Source organism: Holzapfeliella saturejae, assembly GCF_037546065.1.
Taxonomy (GTDB): Bacteria; Bacillota; Bacilli; order Lactobacillales; family Lactobacillaceae; genus Holzapfeliella; species Holzapfeliella saturejae.
Genome location: NZ_JAWMWG010000004.1, coordinates 60,840 through 72,689 on the forward strand (window position 1 = coordinate 60,840; position 11,850 = coordinate 72,689).

Below are 11,850 nucleotides of genomic sequence, written 5' to 3' on the forward strand. Positions count from 1 at the left end.
TTGTCTTTTTTTATTACTTTTTTACTTCCGGGAATAATGATTTTCAGAAGTTTCATACATTTTCAAAAAGAACGAGGCTATTTTAGATGTCTTTTTTTAATTCTGATTAAATTATTAACTATATAATAGGAAGAAACACGTCATTAAGTATTAGTAAAGAAAATTGTTATTTTAAATTTGGTATATTATAATCAAAAAGACGTATTGATACAAAAGGAGATTAAATAATGGCAATTTTAGTTTTAGGTGGTGCCGGTTACATCGGTTCCCAAATGGTCAAGGAATTAGTTAACAAAAATGAAGAGGTTGTGGTCGTCGATAACTTAAGTCGTGGACATCGCTATGCTGTTGCTCAACAAGCTAAATTTTATGAGGGTGATATCCGAGACACAGACTTTTTAAGTCGAGTTTTTACCAAAGAAAGCATTGATGCTGTTATTCATTTTTGTGCAGATAGCGTGGTCCCAGAATCTGTTGTGAATCCGCTCAAATACTTTGATAACAATGTGAATGGATTAATCAAATTGCTAGAAGTAATGGTTCAATTTGATGTTAAAAAACTGGTTTTTTCTTCAACAGCGGCCGTTTATGGTATGCCAAAAACAATGCCCATTAAGGAAACCGACCCAACAAATCCCATCAACCCCTATGGCCAGAGCAAATTAATGATGGAACAAATGATGAAGTGGGCTGAACAGGCTTACGGCATTCAGTATGTCGCCTTACGCTACTTTAATGTTGCAGGTGCTAGCTTAGATGGTAAACTGGGTGAGAATCATAGCCCAGAAACCCATCTGATTCCAATTGTCCTAGAAGCAGCTGGTGGCATTCGCGATAAAGTTCAAATGTTTGGAAATGATTATAATACTCGTGATGGTTATAATGTTCGCGACTATGTTCACGTTGTTGACTTAGTACATGCTCATTATTTGAGTCTAGCGTATTTAAATAACGGTGGTAAAAGCGATATCTTCAATTTAGGTTCTAAAACGGGCTTTACTGTTAAAGAAATTGTAGAAGCAGCACGTGAAATTACTGGACAAAAAATTGTAGCAGAAGATGCCCCACGACGTGGTGGTGATCCAGATGAGCTTGTAGCTGATAGTACGAAAGCTGAAACAATTTTAGAGTGGCACCCAGAACATACAAATCTAAAAACTATTATTTCAACTGCTTTTGAATGGACTAAAAACAAAAAAAGCTACTGATTTTTAATCAGTAGCTTTTTAGTTTGCACTATTATCTTGTCATATAAGCGTTTTCAATCCATTGTTGGTCATTACCAATACGGTAATATAATTTGCCATCAATAACTTTTTGTGCAAATACACGCCATTGTGTACCTGGTAGAACATATTGTGACATCATGTTTCCTTTTCTATCACGTAAATAGATTGCGTAATTAGAGTTAGGAGCAGTTGCTGTTAGTACACCAGATACCGGGGTTTCGGAGGTATTATCATCTAGGTATTCAGACTGAATCCAGAAAATACCATCTTTTGTTTGAGCTTTAGTATAGTTTCTTCCATTATATGCCATGGTTTCATAAGCAGTTACTTGACTGTTTGTTGGTGTGTAACTATTTGCCACTGCAACAAATGACCCATCACTTTGTAATTGCCAGTTTTGAACACCATAACCATCAATGTATGAAACAACTTTATTAGCTCCTGAGACACTGAATGGTTGGAAACTATCATTTGTAGCATTCAATATATCATCTAATCCATTAAAAGTAGTTGCATTTTTAATATCATCAAGAGCTTTTTGTGTAATAGTGTTAATTTGATTACGTTGAGTATTATCAGCATTTTTACTGATATTGGTTGCTGTTTCATTAACAATATAACTATTTCTTGATTTTTTATTCAATAATGCATTTTGAGTATCTTCGTTATGCTTAATGCTGTCTTTGCGAATTTGATCATATTTATCAACAATATTTTGGACATCATCTTTTGTATTATCTTTAGCTGAATGACTATCCTTAGAGTTCTTGGATTTTTCGATATCATTTTTTCCATTATCTATTTGTTTATTAATATCATCTTTCGCATTTTTCTTGTCATTATCATAAAGAGGATTCATTTCATCTACTTTATTTTTTTGATCTTGTCGAGTTTTTTCTAGCTCAGACTTGTCTTTAGCTTTATCAACAGTATGTTGGATATTGTTTTGAGCATCTTCAAGAGCTTCATTAGCACCATTTTGGTCAGTTGCTTTTTCAATGGCATCCTTACCAGCTTTGGTTTGTTGATCGATATCGTCTTTAGCTTTTTTCTTATCAGCATCACTAAGAGGATTTGTATTTTGAACTTCATCTTTCTTAGCTTGTTGGGTTTTTTCTAGCTCAGACTTGTTCTTAGCTTTATCGACAATAGTTTGGATATCATCTTTCGCATTATCTTTAATGTCATGGGACTTATTACTATTTTCCGCATTATTGATATCCTTTTTAGCATCATCAACTTTTCGTTGAATTTCATCTTTTGTCTGTTTAACATCATTAGAGTCTAGAGGATGAATTCCATCAATATCTTTATTTTGATTCTGTTGAGCTTGTTCTAACTCAGACTTATCTTTAGCTTTATCAACGATAGTTTGAATATTGTTTTTATTTTTATCAATAATATCATTCAATTGATTTTGAGTAGTTACATCGTCTTTATTAACATTTTGTCTACCCTCTTGTGCAATCTCATTAATTTTTGTTCGAGCATCATTAGCATCCTTTGAATCAAGAGGTTTAATTTTATCAATAACCTGATTTTGTTTATTAACTTCTTCATCAATAGCTTTCTTCGCTGTTTCTTTCATTGAATCGAGTTTAGCTTTGTCAATAATGTTTTGAATGCTTGTGCTACGACTACCTAGAGTACTTGTTGTATCTTCATCAGATTTATTAGTAAAGTCTTTTAGAATAGCATCTGGCGTTACTTTACCTTTCAACACATTATCAACTTGATTTATATAACTTTGATTATCAATATTTGGTAACTTATCAATTTGATTATTAGCATCGTGATGAACATCAAGTAATGTTGCTGATTTAACATAATTATTAATTTCAGTTTGTAAATGTGAAAGCTCTGCACTTATAGCGTTAGTATCATCATTTAGAGATACTTCAGGTAAATTACTAATTCTATCTTTAAAAACTTTTTTCTCATCTTCAGATAAGTGGTTTAAATCATTTATACTATTATACGCACTTTGTCTACTTCTATTCAATTTAATATTAGCTTGATTCTTGGCTTCTTGTAGTGTCTCTCTATTACTTTGTCGTACTGAATCAACAATATTGTCAATTTGTTCTTTCGCATTTGAAAGGATGTTATCTGCATTTTGCTCAGAGGTAGCATTGTTGATATTGTCTAAACCAGTTTTTACAATTCCTTCAGTTTCATCACCAATATCATGCTTTTTATCCTCACGAATAGTTGAATCAACAGAATTAAAACTATTAATAGTAGTTTTAGCACGGTCAGCATAATTTTTTAACTCGGAAGCGTTTTTAGCAGTTGCATCTTTTAGTAAAGCATCATCTCGAACAGAATTAATTGCTTGTTCTCCGATTTGACGATTTGTTGAAACTTCTTGAGGACTACCATTTGTTATTGCATTTTTAGCGTTCTCAAATTCAGTATTAATTTCAGTGTTTGCTGAGTCTTTGTTTGAAATATTTTTGACAGCATCTTTTGCTTTATCTCGAACATTTTCTAAATATTTGATGGCATCGTCTGCTGCTTGTTTGTTACGATCATCAATAGTCTTTTGATTAACATTATTAGAACTAGATTTAATATTATTTAAATCATTTTTAGCCCGAATTGTCGCGTTATTAATTCCATCGATTGTTGTTTGCTGGTCAATGTGACCGCCAAATTGATTATATCCTAATTGATGTTTGCTCTCGTTACCATTTACTGTATCATCGACAAATTGTTTAGCAGCGGTTCGTTCCGGTTCAGACAATCCATCTAACCTGTCAATAGCTTTTTTAGTATCATCAGCATAGCCTTGAATCTCTTTTTTAGCTTGTTGACGAGCGTTTTCAACTGTTGCGTTGTTTACCGCTTCTTGAATATTTTGTTGAGCATTATTAGATACTGTCTTAACACCATCACTGGTTTTAACACCAGAATCAGTATTATCATTTAGCTTGTTAATTGCCGCATTTCTAGCATCAGTAACTTCTTTAATAAAGTCACCTTTTTTATCTAAAGGTTCAAGTTTATTTATATCATCAATAGCTTTTTGGGCTACAGATTCGATATTTTTCTTTTCAATTTCCTTTTGATCATTAACTAGCTTAGTACTTTCACCCTTAGCAGCTTCAATAACACCGTCGATATAACGTTTGTATGTTACTACGTTAGCCTGAACAGCATCATTATCTTTGGAAGAAACAATTTGACTATTACCATTTTTATTAAAGTTATCGATTTCAGTAATAAATGATGTTTTATCCGGCAGGGTATTGATACCCTCAATTTGATCTTTTTTGCTTGAAGCATAGTCAGTTAGAGTTCCAATAGCAGCACGTTTTTGACTAGCTAGATCTTTAGCATCTTGGGCAGGTTTGTGAATTTGAACTTTGTTGCTATCAACAACAGCTTGCATATCTTCAGCAGTTATTTTTTGTGCCAGTTCCTGTTTAGCATTAGCTAATGCTTGATTGACTAGTTTACGATATTCACTTTTATCAACAGCGTCAGCATCTGTTCCATCAATTTTAGCAATATCTTGAATTGTTTGCTTAGCTGTATTAGCTTCTTCATCTAACTTAGATGCATAGTCATTTCTTATATTATTGATATTACTATCACTCTGGTTTTTACTATCTACCTTAACATTATTGATAGCTTCTTTAGCTTTATTAACTTGCTCATCAACTTCAGTAAAACTATTAGCATGGTTTTGAATTTGATCTTTATAATCTGTAGGTGATGTGATACTTCTTTTGACTTCAGCTTTAGCAGAATCTCTTTCTGTTTGAGATAGTCCTGAGTACTTGTCGATATCAGATTGGGTTTGTTCAACAGATTTATCTAAGTCGTTTTGAGCATCTTGTTTTTTAACCTCTAAAGCTTTGTTATTGATATTCTTTTGAGCTTCTTGAACAATATTTTCAATCTTATCGGCTGATTTTACTCCATCTTCAGTTTGACTACTACTTACACCTTGAATATCATTTTTAGCTTTATTTAAGAGTTTTTGAATAGAACCTTCATTAAAATTGCCAGCACTATCGGCTACACCTTTAGCGTCATTTTTATCGTTGTCTGTAATGTGTTGCAGTTTATCAATCGAATCTTTGGCATTTTGAGCAACGCTATTCAGTTGATCAATAGCTTTATTTTTAGAGTTTTTAACAGCTGTTTCATTTGAACCGTTATATTCATTGTAAATATTATCAATCTTACTCTTAGCATCTTGTGTATTAGCATCGATTCCTTCTAATGTTTTAGAATTTTCAACAGCGTTTTTACCATCATTTTGAGCTGTATTAATATCTTCTTCGGCTCTTTGTCTAGCTGCTGTATCTATTTGACTTTGAGCTTTTTGTTTATCTTCATCAGATAAACCACCAAAATCATTAATTTTCTTTTTAGCATCATCAGCCCATTTATCAATTGATTTTTTAGCATCATCTTTTTTACCATTTAAAGTAATTTCATTAATTTTATCTTGGCCTTTTTTGACAGAGTCATCAATATCTGTCTGATTTTTTGCACCATTAATATTGTTTCTAGCATCAGTAGCAGCTGAAGAGTCTTGATTCCCCGAATCAATTTGCTTTTTGAGTGCTTGACGTTCATCGTCTGATAAATTAGTAAAGCCATCGATTATAGAATTAGCTTGATTAACAGCATCAGTTATTTTATTAATACCTTCATTTTTCTTAGCTTGGAAATTATCGTTAGCATCTTTAGCATGTTGAGCTATGGTATCAATATCATTTTTAACTGTTTGTGTATCAGAACCACTATTAATAGTGTCTTTAAGTTTTTGATCAATCTGATTATTATAGTCATTTTGATCATCAGAAGAAATCCCAGGGAGATTGCTGATTTCAGATTTTTTATCATTAGCATGTTTTTGTAAGTCATTAGCTTCATTTGCTTTGTTTACAACATCATCAATTTCAGTGTTTCCCTGACTTTTAGCAGTATCAATACTATCTTGATTGTTACTTTTTTCGATATTTGTTTTTGCTTCAGTCGCCGCTTCATCAACTTTATCTTTAAATTTCTTTTTGTCATTGTCGCTTAATGGTGAAAGACTTTCAATGGTTTGTTTATCTCCATTAGCTTTTTGATCAATATCGTTTTTAGCAGTATCTTTATTATTATTTAGTTCTTCTTGATCTTGGGCATTTTTAGCAGCAATGATTGAATCAACAACAGCTTTAGTTGTATCTCGTTCATTTTCAACTACTTTTGTTGTAGATGCATTATCAACTTTACCCTTACCAGAGTCTGCAGCATTTTTAATAGTATTAATTGTTGACTGATCTAATCCACTGCTCTTTTCACTAACATAACCATCGATAGCAGATTTTGCTTGGTTCTTACTGTTGTTTAATCTCGCGTCATTCAATATATTCTGAATATTAGTAATACCTGTGTTCATAGCATCGTCGGCCGCTTTATTGTTTTCTTTATTTAGATCAATAGTATCAACAGTTTGGCTACGTTGTGATTCCACATTGTTTATAGCATTCGTTCTTTCAGGATTAGATAAATTAGGCAGTTGAGTTGAATCATTAATAATTCTCTTTGCATTATCAGCAGCTAGGTTAACAGCCTCTTGTCGACTATTATTATTAGTAGTAATGTTAGTTGAATTTTGTGAATTTATATCTTCCATCACACGATCAACTGCCTGTTTAGCTTGGGTTATGTTAGTTGTAATTGAGGTTTGAGAATCAGCTGTCAAGGTACCATCTGTGCCAACAAGTTCATTATTGATATTAGTGCGATAATCATTAGGTGCTTTAATACTGTTTGCAATATCATTTTTAGCATTATTTTGTTGATCAGTGGTTAAACCTGGTAGTGGCTCAACTTGTTGTTGTTTGGACTTAACGTAGTCGTTAATTTCTTTATTAGCACTATCTTTTTTGTTTGCACTATTAACCACATTAGTAAAGATATTGGTTGCATCTTGAATAATATTGTTTATAGCATTGATATTATTTGTGTCAGTACTATTCAATTGCGTGTGTGCATCGTTGTTTTTAGTATCAATAATTTGATTAAGTCTGTCTTTAGTATCTTGATCAATATTAGTTAGACTATTGACTTGTTTTTGAGCATCTACAGCAAAATTGTTCAAACTGTTATTTGCTGCTGATTTTCTGTCACTTACTCTTTGTTTTTCAAGACCTTTATAATAAGCGTAAGTGTTGTCCATATCTTGTTTACGGTTGTTTACATTAGCATCAACTGTAACTACGTTAGGAGAAGTATCAACCTGACTGTTCCCGCGTTCTAAAGCACTATTGTGAGTGTCATTATCGCTTCTAACTTCTTTTTCAGCCTTTTCTTTTTCCGCTGGTTCTAAAGAAGACAAGTTATTGATGTTCGTCATTGTAGTATCAGCATGATTCTTTAAGTCTGCTTTAGCGTTTGTTTTTTTATTCGCTAAGTCTTCTGCTTGAGCTTGTTGAACAATATCATCAATTTGCTGTTTACCCGTATTAGCAGCATTGTTCATTTCAAGCTGTGTTTTTGCTTGCTCAATTTTAGACTCTGCATCTAATCTTTTACTGTCTACTTTGCCATTATAATCAGATTGATTATTTAAGTTCGATAAACTATCAATTTTTTCTTTAGCTTTATTTGCATAATTTTCAAGATCTGTTTTTGTGCTACCTTGTTTTTGTGTTACTTCGCTATTACTTTGATTTTGTGCTTGATTTACCTGTTCATCAACTTTATTTTGTGCTTCATCTAATTTAGATTTCACTTGATCTTTATTTTGAGCACTATCAATTTGTTTATTGTAATTTTTGCTGTCATCAGTGCTGTTATTGACAGCATCGTTAATTTCTTTTTTAGCATTAGATTTTTCGGTTTCATCTAATCCTGGCATTTTATCAACTTTACTTTCAGCATCATCTGTTGCTTTTTTAAGTTGTTCTTTTGCATTATTTTTTGCATCTTCCAGTCGAGCTTCGTCAACTATATCTCTAATCTTTTGTTGAGCATTATTAAAAGCATCTTGAACACCTTGAGGTTTCGTTTGTCTATTAATATTGCTTTGGCCAGTTCGATATTCTGTATCTACTCTGTCTTTGTAATTTTGTTTACTATCATCGATATGATTAAGTCTATCAATATCATTCTTAGCACCATTAGCTACATCTTGAAGTCTAGTGTTAGAAGTATCTTTATTTCTTTGTACAATTGTCTCATTACGTCCATTATAAGCACTAACTACGTTTTGAATTTGTTGATTATAGCTATCATAAGTAGACTGAACTGACTGTGAATTAGGAGAGTTGGTAATTGAATTTTGTCCTTCAGACACCAGGTTTCTAATGTCTGTTTGAGCTTGAGACCTATCTTGCTCTAACAATCCAGGAAGACCATTAATAGTAGTTTGAGCTGTCTGTCCTGCTTGAGATAGCTTGTTTCTAGCATCGTTTTGTTGGTCTAATAACTGAGCATCTTCTACCACTTTTTGAATAGCTTGTTGTCCATTAGTGAAAGCACTATGTGTGTCTGATTGATAGTTACTATCATTAATTGCCTTTTGATAGTTATCTTTTTGAGCTTTTGCTTCATCAATCTTAGCTTTTTTCTCACCACTAGTTTCATCGCCACTTAAATTAGGTAAACTTTTTATAGTATCTTTTGCTTGGTTGAAAACAGTCTCTAAGTTAGATTGTTTACGTTCCTTGTCTTGACGAAATACTTCCTGCTGTTTTTCAGCCTTATCTTTAATAACATTGTCTAACTGTGATTTATAATCGTTCAACTTACTATAAACATCTGTACTGGTTGAAGCATATTGTTGTATATCATTTTGACCATCTCTAACAATAGAATTTAATTCAGCTTGAACGTCTTGATTATCTTGTAGCCCTGAGTTATTCACTTGATTTTGAATGTCATTATTACGATAATCTTGCAATTGTTGCTTGGCAACACCTTTATCATGATCCAATTCCGCTTTTGGCAAAACATTTTGAATGTCTTTTATTCCTTGATCTAAAACATTGTCTAAATTAGATTCTGGATCATCTACTTTATTTTGAGCATCATTAAGAACTGCTCGAGCCTTGTTTATAGCACTTTGTTTTTCACCACTATTTTCATCACCGGTTAATTTTCCAGAGTTTAAAATATCTTGTTTTGTTGAGTCAAAGACATCTTGTAATTGATTTTGAATATTTTTTCGTGAATTCAGATTATTAGCGCTATCAACAATTGACTGAATTTTTTCTTTACCGCTTTGAACAATGCGGTCCTGGTCATCAGTAGTAATATTGGGATCATCAATAGACGCTTTTGCATTATCACGCGCTTGTGTTACCTCATCAATTTTAGATTTTTTTTCACCGCTATTTTCGTCACCACTCAACTTAGGTAAATTCTTCACTTTATTAATTGCATCACTTGCAGATTGATCTAGAGTATCTTTGGCATTTCGTTTTTGAGCATTTAATTTGGCTTTTTCAATGTCTTGTAGCGCTTGATTATAAATACTATCTACGTCATCGCTATTTTCTTGTCTATTTATGCTACTTTTAGCCCTATCAATAATATCACCTACTTGGCTAATTGCAGGATCATTATATTGATCAAGTTGACTTTTCTTAGTGTTTTTATAACTTTCTAATTTAGCAGTATCAATAATAGAATCTAATTGTGATTGTGAACGGCTGATGTTTCCAGAAACAGTTTTAGTATTACTAATTTGTCGATTATAGTAAGCTAATTGTGAATTTGTAAGCGGTTTTATATCCCTTAGTTGCTGTTGAGCTGTATTCTTTTTCTCTTGCATTGCATTATTCTTGTCAACAGCTCTATCATAAGAACTAACAACATTATTCGGATTTCCATAATTATTAACTTGTCTTTCATAGTACGAAATATCATCAGATCCTAAATTAGGCAGCTTATTAATATTTTGAATCGGAATTAAACCAAAGTTACTATCTTGAGTTATTTTGTAATAAACGGTAGAAGAACTCTCATCTCCTGACAAGTTTGAGTCTAAATAACCTTGTGGAAGTTGTTTTGCATTTCCTTCTTTATCAGTCATAAAATTTTTTTTAGTTTCATAGGTGTAGATAGCTACAATGTCACCAGATTCCAATTGTAAATCCCCACCTAGTCGATTCCATTGACTATTAATAACACGTAAAGTCTGACCACCAGTAATAGACAAATTACGTTTCACTTGTCCTGAAGCTCCTACAACTCTAATTCGTATATAAAGTTCGCCAGAAAATTTATCATGTATCGCTTGACTACCTTTGCTTGTATCAAAAGAAACATTTAATTGACGATTTGAATCAATTGATAATTGTATAGGTCTCCATACCGGGCCGTTACCTTGAGTCCATGCTCCAAGCAGTAATTTTCTACTTGTATCTATTTGCGAGCTTGAGCTATTGGCTACTGTTTCAGCTTTTACTGTGGAACTTTGGGGTAAGTACATATTCATAGCTATATTGGCACTAGGTTGAACAACTGATAAAAATGTAGTTGTTAATCCTGCATAAGCTAGAATTTTTTTATTTGTTTTGTTTTTTATATATTTTTTTGACATTTAAGACTTCCTCCTAATTTACTGCTATTAACTATAATAATATTAATTAATGTGTATTACGGGTAATGCTACATTCTAAAAAAAAAAGTCAACAAGCATTATACTTGTTAACTTTCTAGTTAATTTAAATTTTTTAAACAATTCTTAAAATATTCAACACTTTGGTAACCCTTTTCATCCATAATTGTTAGTAATTCTTGTTGTAATTTTTCAAAAAGACCAATACCTTGTCGTTGAAGCTCTGTTCCAATAGAAACTAAATCAGCTCCGCATAAAATATGTGCAAAAACCTCTTCGCCACTGATTACACCACCAGTACCAATAATCTTAATCTCTGGATTTAACCGTTCGCGAAAAGCGCGGACATTCGCAAGTGCTGTCGGAAGAATCATTGCACCTCCTAGGCCACCGAAACCTTTTTTAGGTTTAATGACTGAAGATTCAGTTTCAATATCAACATATAAGCCATTACCAATTGAGTTTACTGAATTGATATGTGATAGTGGAAATTGATTTAAAATATCAGCCATTTGATCAAAATGAGCAAAATCAAAGTACGGTGGTAACTTGACACCTAAAGGTTTCTTAAAGAATTTAAAAACTTCTGTCAAAATTTGGTGAGTCGTCTCAAAATCATAGGCGACTTGAGGCTTACCCACAACATTTGGACAAGACAAATTGAATTCAGTAATTCCTTGAAAATCTGAATCTTGAACCCGTTTTAAAAGCTCAATTCCTTCAGCCATTGATAGACTAGCCACTGATAAAATAACGGGTTTTTGTGTGTGGTCTTGACTAACATAGTCTAAGTAGTAGTCAAATCCGTTATTCGGTAACCCCATAGAATTGATAGAACCTTGTTCGAATTCATAGTAAGAAGGACGGGGATTTCCTGTTCTAACTTCTTTAGTTGAACTCTTAGTTACAGCAGTTGCAACGTAGGGTGAAGCTAAGAGTTCGTCTAGTTCCTCTTTTGTTTGGCAATGGACACCTGAAGCGTTAGCTAAAACACCTTCAAAATTAATATCAGCAATGGTTGCGTGTAAACGATTGGTCATGTGT

The 11,850-nt window shown here is 32.6% G+C and carries 3 protein-coding genes; 1 reads left to right on the top strand and 2 read right to left on the bottom strand.

Features of this window, described 5'->3' with window-relative positions:
- Positions 1 to 227: 227 nt before the first annotated feature.
- Positions 228 to 1,208 carry a UDP-glucose 4-epimerase GalE gene (galE, locus tag R4Y45_RS06605; RefSeq protein WP_339970386.1) on the top strand — a complete coding sequence of 327 codons (981 nt, stop codon included), beginning with the start codon at positions 228 to 230 and terminating at the stop codon, positions 1,206 to 1,208.
- 31 nt (positions 1,209 to 1,239) lie between these two features.
- On the opposite strand, the gene R4Y45_RS06610 is transcribed toward galE, so the two are convergent.
- On the bottom strand, positions 1,240 to 10,788 hold the full coding sequence (locus tag R4Y45_RS06610) for a DUF1542 domain-containing protein (RefSeq protein WP_339970387.1): 9,549 nt from the start codon (positions 10,786 to 10,788) through the stop codon (positions 1,240 to 1,242).
- A gap of 119 nt (positions 10,789 to 10,907) precedes the next feature.
- Complete coding sequence (locus R4Y45_RS06615; RefSeq protein WP_339970388.1) at positions 10,908 to 11,846, bottom strand: dihydroorotate oxidase; 939 nt, start codon at positions 11,844 to 11,846, stop codon at positions 10,908 to 10,910.
- Between the last annotated feature and the right edge of the window lie 4 nt (positions 11,847 to 11,850).